Origin of the sequence: Streptomyces sp. NPDC006512 (assembly GCF_040611935.1) — a bacterium.
In the GTDB taxonomy this organism is placed as follows: domain Bacteria; phylum Actinomycetota; class Actinomycetes; order Streptomycetales; family Streptomycetaceae; genus Streptomyces.
On the sequence record NZ_JBEXPG010000018.1, the window covers coordinates 110612 to 131761 of the forward strand.

Below are 21150 nucleotides of genomic sequence, written 5' to 3' on the forward strand. Positions count from 1 at the left end.
CCTCGGCCCGGCCTGTCCCACTATCTGCAGAAACGAATATTCGCCTGTGCCGCCGGACAGTGGCCCGGCCCCGCACGGCGGTCGGCGGCCCCGGAAAGATCACCCGTACGGCCGCGACCGCGAGGTGGTGGCCCGTCACCAGCCCCAGACCGGGTCGATGTCGAAGGTCGGGAACAGGGTGTCGTCCTGCGGGTCCAGGTTCACGAAGACGTAGCGGCCCGGCGGTCCCGCGAAGAACTCGAAGTGCCCGCTGAGCGGCAGGTCCCGCAGGACCGTCGGCTCCTCCTCGCGCCGCCTGCCGTCCGCCGGGCCCAGCCGGGTCAGGTACGTCCACCAGAGGTCCGAGCCGATCACCGCGACCTCGCCCGGCCGCGTCACCGACAGCCCCCGCACGGTCTGCCCCTCCAGGTCCTGGTGCCACAGCCGCCGGCCGTCGGTCAGGGAGTACGCGGACACCCCGGTGCGCTTCCCGTCCTGCACCGGAACGACCATCAGGTCCCCGGTCACCACCGGGAAGGGCGGCCCGGGCAGCAGGTCCTCCGCCTCCCCGGACAGCGGTACGGAACCCCGCGCGCGGCCCGCCCCGTCGAAGAGCAGCACCGCGTGCGTGCCGCGTTCGGCGGACTCCTCCACGCGCAGGGCGAGGGGCCGGGCGGACAGCACGCGGACCTCGCGCAGGGCGGTCGCCGTCGGCAGGGCGCTCTGCCAGAGGCGGGCTCCCGTACGGGCGTCGACGGCGGTGATCCGGGACGCCGAGGTGCAGTCCTCGACGTACAGGGCCTCATCCCCGGCCCCGTCGACGGCCGCGACCCCGCACTCGGGCGGGACCGGGATCCGCCACCGCTCGGCGCCCTCGCGCAGGTCGAGGCCGATCAGGGCGCCCTGCTCCGTGACCACGGCGGTGGACCCCACGGCCGCCGACCGGGCCCGCACCGGCCGGCCGCCGGGCGGAGTGAGGTCCCGGCTCCACAGTCGGCGGCCCTCGGCCAGGTCCACGGCGTCGACGCGCTCCCCGCACCGGGCCGCGTCCCGCCCGAAGGCGACGATCCCGGTCCCCGCGGAGGGGGTGCGGCTCAGCGCGCAGACGGCGGAGCCGTCCGGGGCCGCGTAACGCCAGTTCTTGCGGCCCTCCCCGTTGAAGGCGACCAGCATGTCCGTACGGGCCCGGACCAGCGTCCCGGACCGCTCCTCGCGCCACAGACCGACCGGCTCCACGGCCGCCGGCCGGTCCGCCACCTGCCACCCCGAGACGTCCATGTGGGGGCCGCGCATCCACGCGAAGCCCAGCCATCCGGGCCACAGCGCGACCAGCGCGACGACGACGGCCAGGAGCCGGGCCAGGCAACCGCGAGCGGGCCGCGCCTCCCGGACCACCGTCCACAGCAGGTACGTGACGAAGCCCGCGAGCGGCGCGCACAGCATCAGCCAGCCCGTACCGCGCGGGCAGTCATCGCCGTCGCAGCCGCCCGGCGGCCCGTCGACGAAGACCAGCTTGCCGAACAGCACGACGTACAGCGCCGTCACCGCGGTGCCCGCGGCGGCGGCGCCGAGCGCCCCGGCCCCGACGGCCCACCGGAACGAACGCCGAGCCCATGACGATGCGTTGTCCATGATCCCCCCGGCCGCAGCGTAACCGCCGCGCGGATCCGGGGGGTTCAGAGGCCCGCGCCGCCGGTGGCGTCGACGACGCGGCCGGTGACCCAGCGGCCGGCGTCGGAGGCGAGGAAGCCGACGACGTCGGCGATGTCCTCCGGCCGGCCGACCCGGCCGAGCGCCGCGAGGGACGCGGCGTGCGCCTCGGCCTCCGCGTTGCCGCGCAGCCAGCCCGCGTTGACGTCGGTGTCGACGATGCCGGGGGCCACCGAGTTGACGGTGATCCCGCGCGCGCCGAGCTCCTTGGCGAGGTTGAGGGTGAGGTTGTCGAGCGCGCCCTTGGTGGCTCCGTAGGCGAGGATCTCGGGCATCGCGATGCGGGCGGCGCCGCTGGAGACGTTGATGACGCGCCCGCCGTCGCGCAGCCGGCCGAGGCCCTCCTGCACGACGAAGAACGGCGCCCGTACGTTGACGGCGAAGACCCGGTCGAAGTCCGCCTCGGTGACCTGGCCGAGGGGAATCGGCAGTCCGATGCCCGCGTTGTTGACGATGATGTCGACCCCGTCGAGCCCCAGTCCGTCGTACGCCTCCCACAGGGCGGCGGCGTCCCCGTGGTGCCCGAGCTCGGCGTGCAGCGCGTGGGCCCGGCCGCCCGTCCCGGTGATCCGCCCGACGGTCTCCCGGGCGGCCGCCTCATCGCTCGCGTACGTCAGCACGACGGTGACGCCGTCGGCGGCGAGCCGCTCGGCGACGGCCCGGCCGATGCCCCTGCTGCCGCCCGTGACCAGCGCGTTCTTCCCCATGACGGATCCCCCTCAATTCAGTAACGATCATTACAGAAAAAACGTAACACAAGATCCGTAGCGATCGCTACAGAAGTTTTGGCGTCAGGGCGTGCGGCTTTGCGCCCGCCGGCGCGGGGCCTCGTCGTCCGGGGTGTCCGGGCTCGCGAAGTGGAAGGGGACGCCGAGGTGCGCGGCCAGGGCGCCGCCGGCCCGTTCGGCGGCCACCGCGGCCGGGTGCCGGCCGTCGTAGTCCGCGTCCTCCCCGAGGTACCGCTCGGCCATGCCCCAGTAGACGCTCGCGATGCCCTTGTCCTCAGCCGGCTCCTCGGTGATCGCCCGCAGCACCACGAACCAGTCGTGGACGGTGTCGCCGTCCCAGACCGCCTCGACCGCCACGACGCGTCCGGCGGTCCCCCGGGCCCGGCAGGCCAGGGACTCCAGATCGAGCGGGCTGTCCGGCGAGCGGACGACGCGGACGCCGTGGTGGGCGTAGCGGTCGCTCACGATGCACTGCGCGTCGCCGACCCCGACACCGTCCTGGTGGAAGCCGACCTCGACCAGGAGCCGGATCGCCGGCAGCAGGGCGTCCTGGAGCACGTACCCGTCGACCTGGTCCCGGATCCCCTGCGGCAGACGCTCCCACCACTCGGTCCGCGCCGTTGCCCCCATCATGCGAAGCCCCCGTGTCCGCGCGGCCCTCACCACGGGGCCCCCGCGCGACCCTAACCCCGGGCGGCCTCGACGAACGCGCGAATAAGAGCGGGGGACTTGACCCCGCGCTCGCTCTCGACGCCGCTGGAGACGTCCACGCCCCAGGCGCCCGTCGCCGCGAGCGCCTCGCGGACGTTGCCCGGGGTCAGCCCGCCGGCCAGCAGCCACCGGCCCACGGGCGCGGAGAACTCCGCCGACCCCCAGTTCCACGGCTTGCCCGAGCCCGGGTCCGGGGCGTCGAGCAGCAGCAGGTCCTCCCCGAGCTCCCCGCAGCGCTTCACGTGCTCGGCGGTGGCCCGGAGCAGCGTCCGGCCGGGCGCGCGGAGTTCCTCGTAGTACTCGGGCCCCTCGTCCCCGTGGAGCTGTACGGCGCGCACCCCGCTCTCCTCGGTGAGCCGGCGCACCTCCCCGACCGGCTGCCGCCGGAACACCCCGACGGTGAGCACCCCGTCCGGCACGCCCGCCACGAGGGCCCGCGCCGTGGCGGCGTCGACCGTGCGGGGGCTGCCCGGGGCGAAGACGAAGCCGACGGCGTCGGCCCCGGCGGCCACGGCCACCTCCACGTCGTGGGCGGTCTTCAGGCCACAGATCTTGACGAAGGGAGTGCTGCGTTCGCTCATACCCCGATCCAACCAAACCCGGCCCCCCACCGCCGCCCCGTCCCAAGCGCCGGGCACACCACCCCGCACCCCACCGGCCGGGGACGAGGCCGCAAAACCGCTCGGTCCGGGGCCCGGGCGGACCTCAGAATGGCCCCATGGACGACAACGGGGTGGACATCACCACAGGCGGAGCGGACTCCGAGCTCGACGCGCGGCTGAGCAAGGAACTGGACGCCTTCAACCTGGCGGCCACGGCGGGACACGAGCAGGCGGAGTTCACCGTACGGATCACGGACGCGGACGGCGCGCTCGTCGCGGGGCTGTCCGACTGGAGCTGGGGCGACCGGGCGGGCATCGGCATGACGTGGGTCCGCGCGGACAGCCGGGGCGGCGGCTGGGGCGCGAAGCTGCTGGCCGCGGCCGAGGAGGAGGCCCGCCGCCGGGGCTGCGTGAGCATCCTGGTCTCCTCGTTCACCTTCCAGGCCCCGGCCTTCTACGCCCGCCACGGCTACGAGGAGACCGCCCGCGTCCCCGGCTTCCCGGCCGGCCACGAGGACGTCTGGTTCCTCAAGCGCCTGGCCTGACCCCGTCGAGCGCCTGGCCCGACCCCGTCCGCCCGCCGCCCGGCGGAAACGCCCGAGGGCGGCACCCCCCGTGGGGTGCCGCCCTCGTTCGAGAACAGCCGATCAGCCAGGGGCCGATCAGAAGTCCATGTCACCGCCCGGCATGCCGCCGCCCGCGGGGGCACCGGCCTTCTCGGGCTTGTCGGCGATGACGGCCTCGGTGGTGAGGAAGAGGGCCGCGATCGACGCCGCGTTCTGCAGCGCGGAACGGGTGACCTTCGCCGGGTCGATGATGCCCTCGGCGATCATGTCGACGTACTCGCCGGTCGCGGCGTTCAGGCCCCAGCCGATCTGCAGGTTGCGGACCTTCTCCACGACGACGCCACCCTCGAGACCACCGTTGACGGCGATCTGCTTGAGCGGGGCCTCCAGCGCGAGCTTCACGGCGTTGGCGCCGGTCGCCTCGTCACCGGTGAGCTCCAGCTTCTCGAAGACCGAGGAGGCCTGGAGCAGGGCCACGCCACCACCGGCGACGATGCCCTCTTCGACGGCCGCCTTCGCGTTGCGAACGGCGTCCTCGATGCGGTGCTTGCGCTCCTTGAGCTCGACCTCGGTCGCGGCACCGGCCTTGATGACCGCGACGCCGCCGGCGAGCTTCGCCAGGCGCTCCTGCAGCTTCTCGCGGTCGTAGTCCGAGTCGGAGTTCTCGATCTCGGCGCGGATCTGGTTCACGCGACCGGCGACCTGGTCGCTGTCACCGGCACCGTCGACGATGGTGGTCTCGTCCTTGGTGATGACGACCTTGCGGGCTCGGCCGAGCAGGTCGAGACCGGCGTTCTCCAGCTTGAGGCCGACCTCCTCGGAGATGACCGTGCCGCCCGTGAGGATGGCGATGTCACCGAGCATGGCCTTGCGGCGGTCGCCGAAGCCCGGGGCCTTGACGGCGACGGACTTGAAGGTGCCGCGGATCTTGTTGACGACCAGGGTCGACAGGGCCTCGCCCTCGACGTCCTCGGCGATGATCAGCAGCGGCTTGCCGGACTGCATGACCTTCTCCAGGAGCGGCAGCAGGTCCTTGACCGAGCCGATCTTGGAGTTGACGATCAGGATGTACGGGTCGTCGAGGGACGACTCCATGCGCTCCATGTCGGTGGCGAAGTACGCCGAGATGTAGCCCTTGTCGAAGCGCATGCCCTCGGTGAGCTCAAGCTCCAGACCGAAGGTCTGCGACTCCTCGACGGTGATGACGCCTTCCTTGCCGACCTTGTCCATCGCCTCGGCGATGAGCTCGCCGATCTGGGTGTCGGCGGCGGAGATGGAGGCCGTGGAGGCGATCTGCTCCTTGGTCTCGACGTCCTTGGCCTGCGACAGCAGGGCGGCGGAGACGGCCTCGACGGCCTTCTCGATGCCACGCTTGAGGGCCATCGGGTTGGCGCCGGCGGCTACGTTGCGCAGGCCCTCGCGGACGAGCGCCTGGGCCAGCACGGTGGCGGTGGTCGTACCGTCGCCGGCGACGTCGTCCGTCTTCTTGGCGACTTCCTTGACCAGCTCGGCGCCGATCTTCTCGTACGGGTCCTCGAGCTCGATCTCCTTGGCGATGGAGACACCGTCGTTGGTGATCGTGGGGGCGCCCCACTTCTTCTCAAGGACGACGTTGCGACCCTTGGGGCCAAGGGTGACCTTGACGGCGTCGGCGAGCTGGTTCATCCCACGCTCGAGACCGCGCCGGGCCTCCTCGTTGAACGCAATGATCTTGGCCATCTGAAGTGGTCCTCCCGGACAGGGGTGGATTGCTCCGGACCGCGCCCGCGCCCGCGACGGACGGCCTGCGGACCCGGCGGTTCCTTCCCGCCGGACCCTGCGGGCCTCACCGGCCCGGTCCTCGTCTTAGTAGCACTCTCACCTGGAGAGTGCTAACGCCAATGATTAGCACTCGACCCCCGCGAGTGCAAGCGGCTTCGAGCAACGCCCCGCCGACTTCGCGCCAGGGGCCGGGCGGCACAAGGGTCCCGGGGGCCCCACGCAGGAGGGGCCCACATCCCGTGTCCGGGATGTGGGCCCCTCCTGCGTGAGTGCGTCGGTGGTCGATCGCGCTTGGACTCAGCCGGCCGCGAGCTTGACCATGTCCGCCTGCGGGCCCTTCTGGCCCTGCGAGATCTCGAACTCGACCCGCTGACCCTCTTCAAGGGTGCGGTACCCGTCCATCTGGATGGCGCTGTAGTGGACGAACACATCCGCGCCACCGTCGACCGCGATGAAGCCGTAGCCCTTCTCCGCGTTGAACCACTTGACGGTGCCCTGAGCCATGCCTAACTCCCCTATTACTGGCCCTTGCGCAGATCCGCACTTCGCGGACCCGGGTCAGAACTTGCGCCGGAACGCCTCGACCGGGGCTGAATGTATCCGCACCGCTGCTGTCTGCAACAGGTCAATCCGACGAGAATTCTGGACACGCGGAAACATTGAAATAGAGTGAAAATTTGGCATATTCCAGGGCAACTCGGGCCTGACAATCCACGCCAAAGCCCCAAAGCGCGCGCACATGTTGACTCAATGTCAACCCTCTCGCGACCCGCTCATATGCGGCGGGCAAGACCAGCGGAGGGGACTTCCCCAACTCTACCGCGACCAATCAAGCAGAATTGCCCCCTCCGCTTATTGGCGGAGGGGGCAATTCGGAAAAGCGGTCACCCCGGAAGGGCGCGGTCCGGCGGGGATCAGCCCCCGGCGACGGCCGGAATGATCGAGACGCCGGCACCGTCGGGCGTCGCCGTCTGCAGGCCGCCCTCGAAGCGCACGTCGTCGTCGTTGACGTAGACGTTCACGAAGCGGCGCAGCTTGCCCTGGTCGTCCAGGACGCGCGCGGCGATGCCCGGGTGGTTCTTCTCCAGGGAGTCGATGACCTCGGCCAGGGTCGCGCCCTCGGCCGGGACCTCGGCCACGCCGCCGGTGTAGGTGCGCAGGATGGTGGGGATGCGGACGTTGACGCTCATGGCGCTACCGCCTTTCCGGGTGTCGTGGTGGAGGTCAGGCGAGGTTGGCGGCGCGGAAGGCGTCCAGGCTCGGGCGGATCGTGGCGGTCTGGCCGCTGTCGGCGGCCACCGCCTCCAGGGTCTTGAGGCCGTCGCCGGTGTTCAGGACCACGGTGGTCAGCGCCGGGTCCAGCTGCCCGTTCTCGATCAGCTTCTTCGTGACGCCGACGGTCACGCCGCCCGCGGTCTCGGCGAAGATGCCCTCGGTCTGGGCGAGGAGCTTGATGGCCTCGACGACCTGCTCGTCGTTGACGTCCTCGACGTAGCCGCCGGTGCGCCGGGCGATGTCCAGGACGTACGGGCCGTCCGCCGGGTTGCCGATCGCCAGGGACTTGGCGATGGTGTTCGGCTTCTGCGGGCGGACCACCTCGTGCCCGGCCTTGAAGGCGGTGGACACCGGGGAACAGCCCTCGGCCTGGGCGCCGAAGATCTTGTACGGCTTGTCCTCGACGAGACCGAGCTTGATCAGCTCCTGGAGACCCTTGTCGATCTTCGTCAGCTGGGAGCCGGACGCGATCGGGATGACGATCTGGTCGGGCAGCCGCCAGCCGAGCTGCTCGCAGATCTCGTAGGCGAGGGTCTTGGAGCCCTCGCCGTAGTACGGCCGCAGGTTGACGTTGACGAAGCCCCAGCCCTCGCCCAGCGGGTCGCCGATGAGCTCGGAGCAGAACCGGTTGACGTCGTCGTAGTTGCCCTCGATGCCGACCAGGTCGCCACCGTAGACACCGGCCATGACGACCTTGCCCTGCTCCAGGTCGTGCGGGATGAACACGCAGGAGCGGAAGCCGGCGCGGGCGGCCGCGGCGCCGACGGCGCCGGCCAGGTTGCCCGTGGAGGAGCAGGACAGGGTGGTGAAGCCGAAGGCGCGGGCGGCCTCGACGGCGATGGCCACGACACGGTCCTTGAAGGAGTGCGTCGGGTTGCCGGAGTCGTCCTTGACGTACAGCTTGCCGGTGACGCCGAGCTCCTTGGCCAGGTTCGCGGCGTCCACGAGCTTGGTGAAGCCCGGGTTCAGGCTGGGCTTGGAGGCCACGTCCGCCGGGACGGGCAGCAGCGGGGCGTAACGCCAGATGTTGTCGGGGCCGGCCTCGATCGCGGCGCGCAGGGCCTCGGGGTTCCCGAGGGGCAGCTCGTAGGCGACTTCCAGCGGTCCGAAACACTCGGCGCAGGCGAAAATGGGACCGAGCTCGAAGCGGGTACCGCACTCGCGGCAGGAAAGGCCGGTGGCGGGTCCGAGATCCACGGAATCCAGGTCGGCAGAGGTGGCGACGGTCTGTGCAGCCATGATGGCGAGGCCCTTTCTCCTCATCTTCCCCATGGCGCACTTCGCCATGAGACGGAATTGGCACCTTCCCTAGCCGGGGACCCCGCGGGAGTGCGTCTCAGACGCATCGCGAGAACCGACTGGAGGGTTGCCGGGGCTTCAACGGGCCGTATCCCTCTGCCCCTCTGGATGAGCGGTATGGCACCGGGCGGCGCGCAGGGCGCGTCCGGGCGTTTGTACGCGGGACCCCCGGCATGCGGTGGTCCTTCGCGTTGTTCAAGACTGTAACCGAAGGTCCGGGTGGTTGAGACAGCCGTCCGAACCGCGAGATGGATCACTTTTCGGTCCAAACCACCGATGAAGCAGGGAGTCCCGAGAGTGCTGGAAGAGGTGGAGCGCTGGCTGGCCGCCCGCTCCTGGTCCGCAGCCGACCGACCGCTCGACCAGCTGCTCGACCGGAAACGGGCGGCGGGCACGACGGTCAGCGTGGTGCTGCCCGCCCTCGACGAGGAGGCCACCGTCGGGCGGATCGTCGAGGTGATCCGGCGCGACCTGATCGAGGGCCCGCCGATCCCCCTCGTCGACGAGCTCGTGGTGATCGATTCCGGCTCGACGGACCGTACGGCGAAGGTCGCGGCCGAGGCCGGCGCCCGGGTGGTGCACCGCGACGACATCCTGCCGCGGCTGCCCGCGCTGCCCGGCAAGGGCGAGGTGCTGTGGCGCTCGCTGCTCGCCACGAGCGGCGAGGTCGTCTGCTTCGTGGACGCCGACCTGCGGGACTTCTCGGCGGCGTTCGTGTCCGGGATCGTGGGCCCGCTGCTCACCGATCCGCAGGTCCAGTTCGTCAAGGCGATGTACGACCGCCCGCTGGGGGACGCCCCCGGCCAGGGCGGCCGGGTCACCGAGCTGGTCGCGCGGCCCCTCCTCAACCTGCACTGGCCGCAGCTGGCCGGCTTCGTGCAGCCGCTGGGCGGCGAGTACGCCGTACGGCGCTCCCTGCTGGAGCGGCTGCCGTTCCCCGTCGGGTACGGGGTGGAGCTGGGGCTGCTCGTGGACGCGCTGCACACGGTCGGGCTGGACGCGCTGGCCCAGGTCGACGTCGGGGTCCGGCTGCACCGGCACCAGGACGGGCAGGCACTGGGCCGGATGGCCGCCGCGATCTACCGCACGGCGCAGCTGCGGCTCTCGCGCGGGCACCTCGTGCGGCCGGAGCTGACGCAGTTCGAGCGGGGGCCGGACGGGTTCGTTCCGCGCACCTATCCGGTGGACACCGAGGAGCGGCCGCCGATGGTGGAGATCAAGGAGTACGCGGGGCGCCGCGTGGCCTGACCGGGGGTCCGGGCCGGGAATGATCCTCGCCGCGCTCGGCGTACACGCGTTTGACCGGGGGCGGGCCTGGCTAGGTTGGCCGCATGGCTTCTCAGGCTTCTCAGGTACTCGTCGCCGCGAACCGCGGCCCGCTCTCGTACGCCCTCGAACAGGACGGCACGCTCAGTACCCGGCGCGGCGGGGGCGGTCTCGTCTCCGGCCTCTCCGCGGCCCTCGCGCGGCAGCCGGAGGCCCTGTGGATCTGCGCGGCCCTGTCCGACGCCGACCGGGAGGCGGTCCGCCGGGGCGTGTCCGAGCCGGGCGTGCGGATGCTCGACATCGATCCGGGGGTGTACGACGACGCGTACAACGGCATCGCCAACTCGGTGCTCTGGTTCACCCACCACCACCTGTACGACGTCCCGCGCGAGCCGGCCTTCGACGCGGAGTTCCGGCGGCAGTGGCAGTCGTACGCCGCCTACAACCGGGCCTTCGCCGAGGCGCTGGCGGAGGAGGCCGCGCAGGGCGCGTCGGTCCTCGTCCAGGACTACCACCTGGCGCTGGTGCCGGGAGCGCTCCGCGAGCTGCGGCCCGACCTGCGGATCTCGCACTTCACGCACACGCCGTGGGCCTCGTCCGAGTACCTGGACATGCTCCCGGACGACGTCCGGCGGGACCTGCTGTGGGGGATGCTCGGCGCGGACGTGGTGGGCTTCCACACCTGGGCCTGGGCGGACCGCTTCCTCGGCTGCGCGCGGCTGGACGACGAGCGGGGCGTCGCGGAGCCGAAGTCCGCGGCGGAGTCCCGGTACGTCGAGAAGTCCCCGCTGGGGCCGGTGCGGCACCGGCGGACGGAGGTGCGGGTGTTCCCGCTGGGCGTGGACGGGGACGACCTGCGGGCGCTGGCGCACCGGCCGGAGGTCGACGACAAGCTGGCGGGGCTGCGGGCGGAGGTCGCGGGCCGCAAGACGATCGTCCGCGTGGACCGCACCGAGCTGTCGAAGAACATCCTGCGCGGCCTGCTGGCCTACCGGGAGCTGCTCACCGGGCACCCCGAGTGGCGCGGCGCGGTGGTGCACCTGGCGTCCGCGTACCCGTCGCGGCAGGACCTGAAGGTGTACCGGGACTACACGGCGGCGGTCGCGGAGCTGGCGCAGGAGATCAACGCGGAGTTCGGCACGGAGGACTGGCAGCCGGTGCTCGTGTCGGTGAAGGACGACTTCACGCGCTCCCTGGCGGCGTACCGGCTGGCGGACGTGGCGCTCGTGAACCCGGTCCGGGACGGCATGAACCTCGTCGCGAAGGAGATCCCGGTGGTGTCGGAGGCGGGCTGCGCGCTGGTCCTGTCGACAGGGGCGGGAGCCTACGGGGAGCTCCGCGAGGACGCCCTGACGGTGAACCCCTTCGACGTGTCGGCCACGGCCGAGGCCCTGCACGCGGCCCTGTCGATGCCGGCCGCGGAACGCGCGGAGCGCACGAAGCGCCTGGCCGCCGCCGCCACGGCCCTCCCCCCGTCGCCCTGGTTCGAAGCCCAGCTCGCGGCCCTCACGCCCGACGCCTGACCGCACACCCCCGCCGCGGCGCTCCGTGCGGGCGCCGCGGCGGGGTCGGTGGCGGGGTCAGCGGGTGAGGGCCCTGGCCAGGGTGGCGAGGAGGGCGACCACGTCCGCGGGGCCGTCCAGGACGATGTCCGCGCGGGCGGCCAGCTCCGGGACCTCCGCGGAGCCACTGCACACCAGCAGGCCCGGCAGACCGTCGGCCCGCCGCTTCTCGACGGCGGAGAACGCCGCGAGGTCTCCCAGGTCGTCGCCCGCGTACAGCACCGCCTCCGCGTCCCGCTCCGCGAGGAACTCCGTCAAGGCGACGCCCTTGTCCATGCCGGGCGGCCTCAGCTCCAGGACGGCCCGTCCGGGTTCGACCATCAGCCCGTGCCGTGCGGCCAGCTCGGCCAGGGGTTCCCGCAGGGCCGCGAACGCCCTCTCGGGGTCCTCGGCGCGGCGGGTGTGGACGGCCAGCGCCCGGCCCTTCTCCTCGATCCAGGTTCCGCGCCAGGCGCCGATGGAGTCCAGGAAGCCGGGCAGCTCGGCCCGTACGGCCGCGACGCCGGGATGTTCGGCGGGGGCGTGGACGATCCCGGTGACGGCGTCCCAGCGCTCGGCCCCGTAGTGGCCGAGGACCACCAGGTGCTCCAGCCCGGGCACCCCGGCGAACCCGCCGTACCGTACGGCGACCCCGGCGGGCCGGCCGGTGACGACGGCCACGGCGGCGACCTCGGGCGCCAGCGCGGCGAGCGCCGGGACGGCGTCCGGGTGGGCGCGGGCCTGGTCCGGGTCGGGAACGATGTCGGCGAGGGTGCCGTCGAAGTCGAGGGCGACGACCGCCCTGCGGGGTGCGCGGAGGAGGGCTTCGAGGCCCTCGCGTCCGGCAGCGGTGACGGGCACGGGCATCGGCAGGTCGTGCGGACGGCTCCCCATACCGATGACCCTACCGGCGTAGTCCGCCCTCCGCCCAGACCGCCTCCGCCCCGGCCGCCGCCGAAGCCGCTCGCAGCCGTCCGGAGCCGTCCGGTGCGCCCCGCCCGGGACCGCCGCCGGCCGTGGGCGCGGCGAGGTTACCTGCGGCCCCGCTGGGCCTCGCGGAGGCGCCGGAGGCGGTTCACCGTGCCCGGGGCGTGGGCCAGGGCGCGGGGGTCGTCCATGAGGGCGTTCAGGAGCTGGTAGTAGCGCACGGGCGTCAGGCCGAGGGCCTCGCGTATCGCGCGTTCCTTCGCGCCGGGCCCCGGCCAGGTGCGGCCCTCGTAGGCGAGTACGGCGGCCTCGGTGGCGGTCAGCCGTGCCGCCGGCCGCTCCCCCACCTGCCCGTCGTCCGTCATACGGCCAGATTAACGCCGACCGCCGACACCGCCCGCGGGGCGGCCGGCCGGTCGCCGCCGGCCCCGCCCGCCGCCGCCGGTCAGCGGTCGCCGTCCTCCTTGCGCGCCTTCGTCGCGATGTCCTCCAGGACCTTCGCGGGCTGTCCGCCGGGCTTCACGACCTGCCCGATGTTCTCCTTCACGTCCTCGCTGACCCCGGCCCAGGACTTCTTGCCGACGGGGTAGAGGCGGGCGTTGGGCAGGGCCGTCAGGAAGGTCTTCAGCTGGGCCGCCGAGCCGCCCGTGCTCGCTTCCATGGCGCGGTAGCCGCTGGTGGTGACGGGCAGCAGGTCGTACTGGTTGGTGAAGGCGGTCACGTTCTTCTGCGAGTACAGGTGGTCCAGGAACTTCCCGGACTCCTTCCTGTGGCCGTTCTTGAAGGCCATGACCCAGTCCGCGACGCCCATCGTGGAGTGGTCGGTGCCGTCGACGGTGGGCATCTGCACCATGCCGAACTTCACGCCCTTGCCCGCGGCCTGCTTGAGCAGCGTGGGGTGGCCGTTGAGCATGCCGACCTCGCCCTTCGTGAAGGCGTCGAAGGCGGCCTGGCGGTCGAGCTTGCCCGGTTCGACGGAGCCGGTCAGGCCCTGGCCGACCAGCTTGTCGCGCAGGAACTCGAAGGCCTTCACGTTCTCCGGGGCGTCGATCTGGTACGCCTCCTCGTTGTCCGTGTAGCCGCCGCCGCCGGCGAGCATCCACATCATCGACTCGGCCTGGGCCTCCTCGCGGCCCAGGGGCAGCGCGAAGGGCGTGGGGACGTTCGCGCCCTTGAGCTTCTTGGCGGCCGCCTCCAGGTCCGCCCAGCTCTTCGGCTGCCAGGGGGTCGAGCCGTCCTTGGGTATGACGCCGGCGTCGCCGAGGAGCTTGGTGTTGTAGAAGAGCAGGCGGGTGCTGGCCACGAAGGGCATGCCGTACTGGACGCGCTTGACCTTGCCGGCGTCGGCGAGCGGGGCCAGGAAATCGGCCTCGGTGTTCACGGAGAGCAGTTCGTCGACGGTGTAGAGCTTGCCCGCCTCCGCGTAGTCGGCGTAGGCGCCGATCTGCGCGATGTCGGGGGCCTTGCCCGCCTTGACCATCTCGGCGACCTTGGCGTCGACCTCCGACCAGGAGTAGACGCTGACCTCGACGTGGACGCCGGGGTTGTCCTCCTCGAAGGCCGTGGCGAGGCCCTTCCAGTACCCGGCCGAGGAGTTCTGCGGATTGTCGCCGTAGTCGGCCGCCACGACCCGCAGGGTCACCTCGTTGTCCCCGGTGAGGCTTTCCAGGCTGCCGCAGCCGGTCAGCGTCACGGCGGTCAGGCACAGCACGGCGCCGGACGCGGCCAGGCTCAGGTAACGGCCCTTCACGGTTCTCGATCCACCCCTTGTCGTACGTACGATTCGACGTAAGGTCTACACCACTTTGGCGGTCCCCTCCCACCTGCGACGCGCGCCGCGCCCGGACTGTGTCCGGACCGTATCCGGACCTGGGTCCCGAATTTGTATGGCCACTCAACAATCCCTCCCAATGGACTAGACCTTTGCCCGCCGAGCACGCGAGACTGTCACCTGTGAAACCCGTGAAACACGTCATCGCCCTCGATGTGGGCGGCACCGGGATGAAGGCCGCCCTCATCGCCGAGGACGGCACCCTGCTGCACGAGGCGCGCCGCGCCACCGGCCGCGAGCGGGGTCCCGAGGCCGTCGTCGAGACGATCCTGGACTTCGCCTCCGAGCTGCTCGGCCTCGGCCGGGAACGCTTCGGCGCGGCCGCCTCGGCCGCCGGCGTCGCCGTCCCCGGCATCGTCGACGCCGAGCGGGGCACCGCCGTCTACGCCGCCAACCTGGGCTGGCGCGACGTACCGATGCGCGAGCTCCTCAGCAGACGCCTCGGCGGCATCCCGGTGGCACTGGGCCACGACGTGCGCACGGGCGGGCTCGCGGAGGGCCGCATCGGCGCGGGCCGCGGCGCCGACCGCTTCCTGTTCGTCCCGCTCGGCACGGGCATCGCCGGCGCCATCGGCATCGCCGGCCGCATCGAGGCCGGAGCCCACGGCTACGCGGGCGAGATCGGTCACATCGTGGTCCGGCCCGGCGGCCCCGCCTGCGGCTGCGGGCAGTACGGCTGCCTGGAGACCCTGGCGTCCGCCTCCGCCGTCAGCCGCGCCTGGGCGGCCGCCTCCGGCGACCCCGACGCGGACGCGGCGGACTGCGCGAAGGCCGTCGAGTCCGGCGACGCGCGCGCCCGCGAGGTCTGGCTGGCGGCCATCGGCGCCCTCGCCGACGGCCTCGTCACCGCGATCACCCTGCTGGACCCGCGCACGCTGATCATCGGTGGCGGGCTGGCGGAGGCGGGGGAAACCTTGTTCACACCACTTCGGACGGCCGTCGAGGAACGCGTGACGTTCCAGCGGCTGCCCGAGATCGTTCCGGCGGCCCTCGGGGACACCGCCGGATGCCTGGGCGCAGGGCTGCTCGCCTGGGACCTACTCGCCACGGAGGTACCTGCCTGATGTCCGGAAGCTCACACAGCACCGTTCTGTCGGGCGCCAGGGTGGTGCTGCCGACCGGCACCGTGGCCAACGGCCGGATCATCGTCGCGGGCGAACGCATCGCGGGCAGCGCCGACGAGGGCGCCCGCACCGTCGACCTGTCCGGGCACTGGATCGTCCCCGGCTTCGTGGACATGCACAACCACGGCGGCGGCGGGGCCTCCTTCACCTCCGGGACGGCCGAGGACGTCCTCAAGGGCGTCCGCACCCACCGCGAACACGGGACCACCACCCTCGTCGCCTCCACGGTCACCGGAGACCTCGACGAACTGGCCCGGCGCGCCGGACTGCTGGCCGAACTGACCCAGCAGGGCGAGATCGCGGGCATCCACTTCGAGGGGCCGTTCATCAACCCCTGCCGCAAGGGCGCCCACAAGGAGGACCTGCTCCGCGACCCCGACCCGGCCGAGGTCCGCAAGCTGATCGACGCCGCGCACGGCGCCGCCCGCATGTTCACCCTGGCGACCGAACTGCCGGGCGGACTGGACTCCGTACGGCTGCTCGCCGAGCACGGCGTCATCGCCGCGATCGGCCACACGGACTCCACGTACGAACAGACCCGGCAGGCCATCGACGCGGGCGCCACCGTGGCCACCCACCTGTACAACGCGATGCCGGGCCTGGAACACCGCGCCCCGGGCCCGATCGCCGCGCTGCTGGAGGACGAGCGGGTCACCGTCGAGCTGATCAACGACGGCACCCACCTGCACCCGGCGATGCTGGAACTGGCCTTCCACCACGCGGGCGCCCACCGCGTCGCGCTGATCACCGACGCCATGGACGCGGCCGGCTTCGGCGACGGGATCTACCACCTCGGACCGCTGGAGGTCGAGGTGAAGGCCGGTGTGGCCCGGCTCGTCGAGGGCGGCTCCATCGCCGGCTCGACCCTCACCCTGGACACCGCCTTCAAGCGCTCGGTGACCCTGGACCGGCTCCCCGTCGAATCCGTGGTCCAGGCGATCTCCGCCAACCCGGCCAAGCTGCTCGGCCTCTACGACCAGGTCGGATCGCTGGACCCGGGCAAGTACGCCGACCTCGTCGTCCTGGACGCCGAGTTCGACGTCAAGGGCGTCATGCGGCGCGGCGAATGGGTCGTCAGCCCCGTTGCCTGAGCGCCCGTCCGGCCGTACGGACGGAGGCCACCGGCCCGTGGGACTGGGCTGACCGGCCTCCGTTTGGCATGATCCCGGCACACACCGAAACCGGGACTGGTCATGATCCTCACCGTGACGCTCAACACCGCGCTGGACATCACCCACCGGGTGCCGCGCCTGCGTCCGCACTCCACCCACCGCGCCACCGACGTCGCCGAACGCCCCGGCGGCAAGGGCCTGAACGTGGCCCGGGTGCTCGCCGCCCTCGGCCACGAGGTCACGGCGACGGGCTTCGCGGGCGGGCCGTCGGGCGCGGTCGTCCGCGAACTGCTCGCCGCCTCGCCCGGCGTGACCGACGCCCTGCTCCCCTGCGCGGGCAGCACCCGCCGCACCCTGGCCGTCGTCGACGAAGCCACCGGCGACACCACGCAGTTCAACGAGCCGGGCCCGCAGATCACCGCCGCCGAGTGGGCCGCGTTCCTCGCCCACTACACCGAACTCGTCGCCGGGGCCCGGGCGGTGGCCCTGTGCGGCAGCCTGCCGCCCGGCGTACCGGTCGGCGCGTACGCGGCCCTCGTACGGACCGCCCGCGCGGCCGGCGCCCCCGTGCTCCTGGACACCAGCGGCGAGGCCCTGCGCCGCGGGATCGCCGCCCGCCCCGAGATGATCAAGCCGAACGCCGCCGAACTCGCCGAGCTGACCGGCTCCCGCGACCCGCTCCCCGCCACCCGCGACGCCCGCCGCCGGGGCGCGCACGCGGTGATCACCTCCCTGGGCCCCGCCGGACTCCTCGCCGCCACCCCGCACGGCACCTGGCAGGCGGCCCCGCCCCGCGCCCTGACCGGCAACCCGACGGGCGCGGGCGACTCCGCGGTGGCGGGCCTGCTCTCCGCCCTGACGGAGGGCCTCGACTGGCCGGCCCGCCTCACCCGCGCGGTAGCCCTCTCGGCAGCCACCGTCCACGCCCCCGCCGCAGGCGAATTCGACCCCCGCACCTACGAAGAGGTACGGGGGTCGGTGAAGGTCACGGCCGGCTGAGGGCCGGCGGGTGCGGGATCAGCCCTGTTCGAGCCAGAGCTGGTCGATGTTCACGTTGCACTTGTTCCCGGTCTCACACGACATCTTTATCGTGTTGGTGCCCTTGTTCAGGGTGACCTGGCCCCAGGTGGTCTGCCAGCCCTTCTCCCAGTCGCCCTTCGGCGACTTGGCGAAGTTGCGCATGTTGAGCGGAGTGCTGTTGGGCTTCCCGTTCACCGCCAGGGTCGCGTTCGCGTCCTCCCCCGGGATGCCGAAACGCACGTAGAAGCGGTACGTACCGGCCTTGGGCAGATCCAGCGTCCAGGTCAGTGCGGCACCGGGCTGGTTGAAGTTGCCGACGTACTGGCCCCCGCCGCTGTTGGCACCGGGGACCGCCGTCATCAGGGTCGCACCGCCCGTGAGGGCCATGCCCGCTCCGGCGGCCTCGCCCTTCGGCAGCGGGGCTTCCGAAGGCCGCGGCGAGCGGCTCGGCTCCGGGGAGCCGTCGGACTTCTGCGGGGCCGCCGACTGCTGGGGCGGGGTGTCCGCCTGGTTCTTGTCGTCTTCCTTGCCCTTGTCGCCGAAGGCCAGCGCCGCGCCGATGCCGATCGCGACCGCCGCGACCACGGCCACCGCCGCGATCAGGAGCCCCTTGCGGCTGGAACCGCCGCCGCCACCGGCGCGGCCGCCGCCCGGGGGCTGGATCGTCTGCGTCTGGGACTGCGGGGACTGCTGCTGCGGGACTCCGTAGCCGCCGGCCTGGAGGGCTTCGGGGGCCTGATACTGGGCCTGGTAGGACTGCGGGGCCTGCTGCTGGGGCGGAACGGGGCCGCGCTGGCCGCCGTACGTCCGCTCACCGACCGTGCGGACCTGGTTGTACGAGGTACGGGGGACGCCGGGCTGTACGCCGGGCTGACCGCCGACCGACGGGCCGGGGTAGCCGTATCCACCGCCCGTCCCGGGCGGGGTGGCTCCGGCGGCCTGGCCGTCCGCGTAGAGGTAGCCGAACGGATCGTCGTCCTCGGGCTGGTTCGCCCCACCGTGCGGGCCGTTGTTCGCGGGCGTCGTCATCGCAGGTCACTCCTTTCGACCCACGGGAGCCTACCCCGAACACGTGCACCCACGGGCGGCCGATCGCCTCAGCCGGCCCTGCGGTGCGCCTTGGACCGGGACCGCTTCTCGATGTACATCCGCTGGTCGGCGGAGCGCAGCACCTCGTCCGCGGACATCCCGCAGCTGGCCCAGCCGATCCCGAAACTCGCCCCCACGCGCACCGCACGCCCGTCCACCCGGATCGGCGGGATGATCGCGTTGCGGAGCCGCACGGCGAGGTCCGCGGCGTCGGCGGCGCCCAGTCCGTCGGCGAGGACGACGAACTCGTCACCACCCAGCCGGGCGACGGTGTCACCGTCCCTGACGCCCGTCGTCAGCCGCCGGGCGACCTCGATCAGGACGGCGTCGCCGGTGTGGTGCCCGAACCGGTCGTTGATCGACTTGAAGCCGTCGAGGTCGCAGAAGAGCACCGCGAGGCCCTTCGTCCCGTCGTCGACGTCCGAGGCGGGGGCGACGGTGTGCACGTGGTGGTCGTACGGGCCCTCCGCCCGGCCCGGCGGCCCGCCCGGGAAGTCGGGGAACTCGGCGAAGTCGACGGGGTGGGCGCCCGGGAACCCGTGGGGCGCCTCGGGCTGAAAGCCGTGCTCCGCGGCACCACCCGCCACGGGCCGCGCCTCGAAGGCGGCGTCCAGGGCCTCGACGGCCGTGGCCATCACCGACTGCGGCCGCCGGCACAGCCGGGCCCCGAGCCGGGCACGCAGCTCGGCGCTGTTGGGCAGGCCGGTCAGGGAGTCGTGGCTGGCCCGGTGCGCGAGCTGGAGCTCGTGCCGCTTGCGTTCCTCGATGTCCTCGACGTGGGTGAGGAGGAAACGGGGCCCGTCGGCGGCGTCCGCGACGACCGAGTTCCGCAGCGAGACCCACACGTACGTGCCGTCCCGCCGCCCGAGGCGCAGCTCGGCGCGGCCGCCCTCGGCGGAGGTCCGCAGCAGCGTCCCGATGTCCTCGGGGTGGACCAGGTCGGAGAAGGAGTAGCGGCGCAGGACGGAGGCGGGCCGGCCGAGGAGGCGGCAGAGCGCGTCGTTGGTGCGCAGCAGCCGGCCGTGCTGGTCGCCGCCCATCTCGGCGATGGCCATGCCGCTCGGCGCGTACTCGAAGGCCTGGCGGAACGACTCCTCGCTGGCGCGCAGCGCCTGCTGCTCGCGTTCCAGCCGGACCAGGGCCCGCTGCATGTTCGCGCGGAGCCTCGCGTTGCTGATCGCAATGGCGGCCTGGAAGGCGTACATCTGGAGCGCTTCGCGGCCCCACGCGCCGGGCCGGCGTCCGTTGCGCGGCCTGTCCACCGAAATGACACCCAGAAGTTCCCCGCCCGTCGCGTACATCGGGGCGTAGAGCCGGTCCTCGGGGTGCCATTCGTCCTCGAACCGCGGATCGGGGCCGTCGGTGTGCCACTGGGGGACGTCGTCCTCCAGCAGGACCCAGCCCTCGGTGTGCGGGATGAAGCGGAGGCCGTCCCAGTCCTCGCCCATGGTCAGCCGGCGGTCCCAGGAGGGCCGCGAGCCGACGCGGCCGGTGATCAGGGCTTCGGCGGCGGGGTCCCCGGCGAAGGCGGCGACGACCAGATCGCCGTCAGGGCGTACGAGGTTGACACAGGCGAGTTCGTAGCCGAGGCCCACGACGATGCCGTCCACGACGGTCTGCAGGGTGTCCGCCAGGCTCCGGGCCGTATTGAGCTCGGCCACCACCTGGTGCAGCTGCCGCAGGGTCGCAAGACGGACGTACGGCTCCGACTCGGTCTCCATTGCTCGCTCTCCCCGAGACCTCGACAGCAACTCCAGGTTTGTCATCGGCGTTTCGTTGCGGTGTCCCGTCCACTGAATCACAGTGAGCTGTGCGGCAGGTACACAGGGTCAACAAATCTTGCTCTCTGTGACTCAAGTCACATGAGATGAACAACAGGGCGCAACGGGGCCCTTGTTGGATGGGAGCGCTCCCCGTCCTTCTCGGGAGCAAACGATACGCCCGGGACTAGGCCGAGGGGCGGGGACGCGGCTCGGACCAGCGCCCGATGTGCGGCGGACGGACGCGAGACTAGCGTTCCCCACGTGCCGAAGACGATCCCGAGCCCCGTGCCCCCGAGCCCCGTACCGCAGGCCGCCGTACCCCATCCTGAGGGGGTGAGCAACGAAGAGTTCCGGGCGGCGATGTCCCGACTGGCGGCGGGCGTGTGCCTGATCACCGCGCACGAACCGGCCCTGACCTCCGACGGACCGCGCGGCGAGGACGTCGGCATGACCGCGACCGCCTTCCTGTCCGTCTCCCTGGACCCGCCCCTGGTCCTGGTGAGCCTGCGCGAGGGCTCGCGGATGGACGACCTGCTGGCGGAGCAGCCGCTGTGGGCCGTCTCCGTCCTCGCCGACTCCCAGCTCCAGGTCGCGGGCCGCTTCGCGATGAAGGGACGGATCAGCGACCGGCTGCTCTTCGAGGGCCTGCCCTGGGAGCGGGGCCAGGTCTCCGGCGCCCCGCTGCTGACGGGAGCGCTCGCCACCCTGGAGTGCCGCACCGAGTCCCGCGTCGAGGCGGGCGACCACACCCTGGTCATCGGCCGCGTCCTGACCGCCGGCCTGCCGGCCCCCGACGCGCCGCCCCTGACGTACTTCCGGGGGCGCTACCGGCACCTGGCGCCGTAG

At 72.5% G+C, this 21150-nt stretch carries 20 protein-coding genes and 1 riboswitch; of the genes, 7 read left to right on the forward strand and 13 right to left on the reverse strand.

The features are described 5' to 3' along the window. Positions 1–135 precede the first annotated feature (135 nt). From ABZZ17_RS15155 to ABZZ17_RS15170, 4 genes are all read right to left on the reverse strand, one after another. The gene (locus tag ABZZ17_RS15155) at positions 136–1611 is read right to left on the reverse strand and encodes a PQQ-binding-like beta-propeller repeat protein (protein ID WP_356875948.1); all 1476 of its coding nucleotides are present in this window, start codon (positions 1609–1611) and stop codon (positions 136–138) included. A 44-nt stretch (positions 1612–1655) separates the two neighbouring features. After that, a complete protein-coding gene (locus ABZZ17_RS15160) occupies positions 1656–2396 on the reverse strand; it encodes an SDR family oxidoreductase (RefSeq protein WP_356875950.1) in 741 nt (246 codons plus the stop codon). Positions 2397–2480: 84 nt separating this feature from the next. Further along, entirely contained in the window at positions 2481–3050 is a 570-nt protein-coding gene (locus ABZZ17_RS15165) for a hypothetical protein (protein WP_356875952.1), read from the reverse strand. A gap of 50 nt (positions 3051–3100) precedes the next feature. Further along, positions 3101–3709, reverse strand: coding sequence for a phosphoribosylanthranilate isomerase (locus ABZZ17_RS15170; RefSeq protein ID WP_356875954.1), 609 nt, complete (start codon positions 3707–3709; stop codon positions 3101–3103). A 137-nt stretch (positions 3710–3846) separates the two neighbouring features. Between ABZZ17_RS15170 and ABZZ17_RS15175 the strand changes: the two genes are divergently transcribed. After that, complete coding sequence (locus ABZZ17_RS15175) at positions 3847–4275, forward strand: GNAT family N-acetyltransferase (RefSeq protein ID WP_356875956.1); 429 nt, start codon at positions 3847–3849, stop codon at positions 4273–4275. A gap of 117 nt (positions 4276–4392) precedes the next feature. Here the strand turns inward: ABZZ17_RS15175 and groL are convergent, their stop codons facing one another. The 4 genes from groL to thrC all read right to left on the reverse strand — a co-directional run bounded on the left by groL (position 4393) and on the right by thrC (position 8571). Beyond that, complete coding sequence (groL, locus tag ABZZ17_RS15180; RefSeq protein WP_356875958.1) at positions 4393–6015, reverse strand: chaperonin GroEL; 1623 nt, start codon at positions 6013–6015, stop codon at positions 4393–4395. A gap of 339 nt (positions 6016–6354) precedes the next feature. Then, complete coding sequence (locus tag ABZZ17_RS15185) at positions 6355–6561, reverse strand: cold-shock protein (protein WP_008743607.1); 207 nt, start codon at positions 6559–6561, stop codon at positions 6355–6357. Positions 6562–6971: 410 nt separating this feature from the next. Continuing rightward, on the reverse strand, positions 6972–7247 hold the full coding sequence (locus tag ABZZ17_RS15190; protein WP_356875960.1) for a ubiquitin-like small modifier protein 1: 276 nt from the start codon (positions 7245–7247) through the stop codon (positions 6972–6974). Between the two features lie 34 nt (positions 7248–7281). After that, the gene (gene thrC, locus ABZZ17_RS15195; RefSeq protein ID WP_356875962.1) at positions 7282–8571 is read right to left on the reverse strand and encodes a threonine synthase; all 1290 of its coding nucleotides are present in this window, start codon (positions 8569–8571) and stop codon (positions 7282–7284) included. 17 nt (positions 8572–8588) lie between these two features. Then, positions 8589–8746: riboswitch (SAM riboswitch) on the reverse strand. Between the two features lie 182 nt (positions 8747–8928). Between thrC and ABZZ17_RS15200 the strand changes: the two genes are divergently transcribed. Then, complete coding sequence (locus ABZZ17_RS15200; RefSeq protein WP_356876001.1) at positions 8929–9879, forward strand: glucosyl-3-phosphoglycerate synthase; 951 nt, start codon at positions 8929–8931, stop codon at positions 9877–9879. A gap of 83 nt (positions 9880–9962) precedes the next feature. Further along, entirely contained in the window at positions 9963–11420 is a 1458-nt protein-coding gene (locus ABZZ17_RS15205; RefSeq protein ID WP_356875964.1) for a trehalose-6-phosphate synthase, read from the forward strand. A gap of 57 nt (positions 11421–11477) precedes the next feature. Here the strand turns inward: ABZZ17_RS15205 and otsB are convergent, their stop codons facing one another. The 3 genes from otsB to ABZZ17_RS15220 form a co-directional block, all read right to left on the reverse strand. Next, entirely contained in the window at positions 11478–12332 is an 855-nt protein-coding gene (gene otsB, locus ABZZ17_RS15210) for a trehalose-phosphatase (RefSeq protein WP_356875966.1), read from the reverse strand. Between the two features lie 137 nt (positions 12333–12469). Further along, the gene (locus ABZZ17_RS15215) at positions 12470–12730 is read right to left on the reverse strand and encodes a DUF3263 domain-containing protein (protein WP_356875968.1); all 261 of its coding nucleotides are present in this window, start codon (positions 12728–12730) and stop codon (positions 12470–12472) included. 80 nt (positions 12731–12810) lie between these two features. Further along, a complete protein-coding gene (locus ABZZ17_RS15220; RefSeq protein ID WP_356875970.1) occupies positions 12811–14115 on the reverse strand; it encodes an extracellular solute-binding protein in 1305 nt (434 codons plus the stop codon). Positions 14116–14327: 212 nt separating this feature from the next. Between ABZZ17_RS15220 and ABZZ17_RS15225 the strand changes: the two genes are divergently transcribed. The 3 genes from ABZZ17_RS15225 to ABZZ17_RS15235 all read left to right on the forward strand — a co-directional run bounded on the left by ABZZ17_RS15225 (position 14328) and on the right by ABZZ17_RS15235 (position 17431). Beyond that, positions 14328–15260, forward strand: a complete 933-nt coding sequence (locus ABZZ17_RS15225) for an ROK family protein (RefSeq protein ID WP_356876003.1) — start codon at positions 14328–14330, stop codon at positions 15258–15260. Further along, complete coding sequence (gene nagA, locus ABZZ17_RS15230; protein ID WP_356875972.1) at positions 15260–16411, forward strand: N-acetylglucosamine-6-phosphate deacetylase; 1152 nt, start codon at positions 15260–15262, stop codon at positions 16409–16411. Before ABZZ17_RS15225 ends, nagA begins: the two co-directional genes overlap by 1 nt. A gap of 102 nt (positions 16412–16513) precedes the next feature. Next, on the forward strand, positions 16514–17431 hold the full coding sequence (locus ABZZ17_RS15235) for a 1-phosphofructokinase family hexose kinase (RefSeq protein WP_356875974.1): 918 nt from the start codon (positions 16514–16516) through the stop codon (positions 17429–17431). An 18-nt stretch (positions 17432–17449) separates the two neighbouring features. Here ABZZ17_RS15235 and ABZZ17_RS15240 read toward each other — a convergent pair whose 3' ends face one another. Together ABZZ17_RS15240 and cdgB are read right to left on the reverse strand one after the other, a co-directional pair. Continuing rightward, positions 17450–18481, reverse strand: a complete 1032-nt coding sequence (locus tag ABZZ17_RS15240) for a CBM35 domain-containing protein (RefSeq protein ID WP_356875976.1) — start codon at positions 18479–18481, stop codon at positions 17450–17452. A gap of 68 nt (positions 18482–18549) precedes the next feature. Next, entirely contained in the window at positions 18550–20262 is a 1713-nt protein-coding gene (gene cdgB, locus ABZZ17_RS15245) for a diguanylate cyclase CdgB (RefSeq protein WP_356875978.1), read from the reverse strand. Positions 20263–20577: 315 nt separating this feature from the next. Here cdgB and ABZZ17_RS15250 point away from each other — a divergent pair, with 315 nt between their 5' ends. Beyond that, positions 20578–21150: a flavin reductase family protein gene (locus ABZZ17_RS15250; protein WP_356876005.1), complete on the forward strand. Its 573-nt coding sequence runs from the start codon at positions 20578–20580 to the stop codon at positions 21148–21150.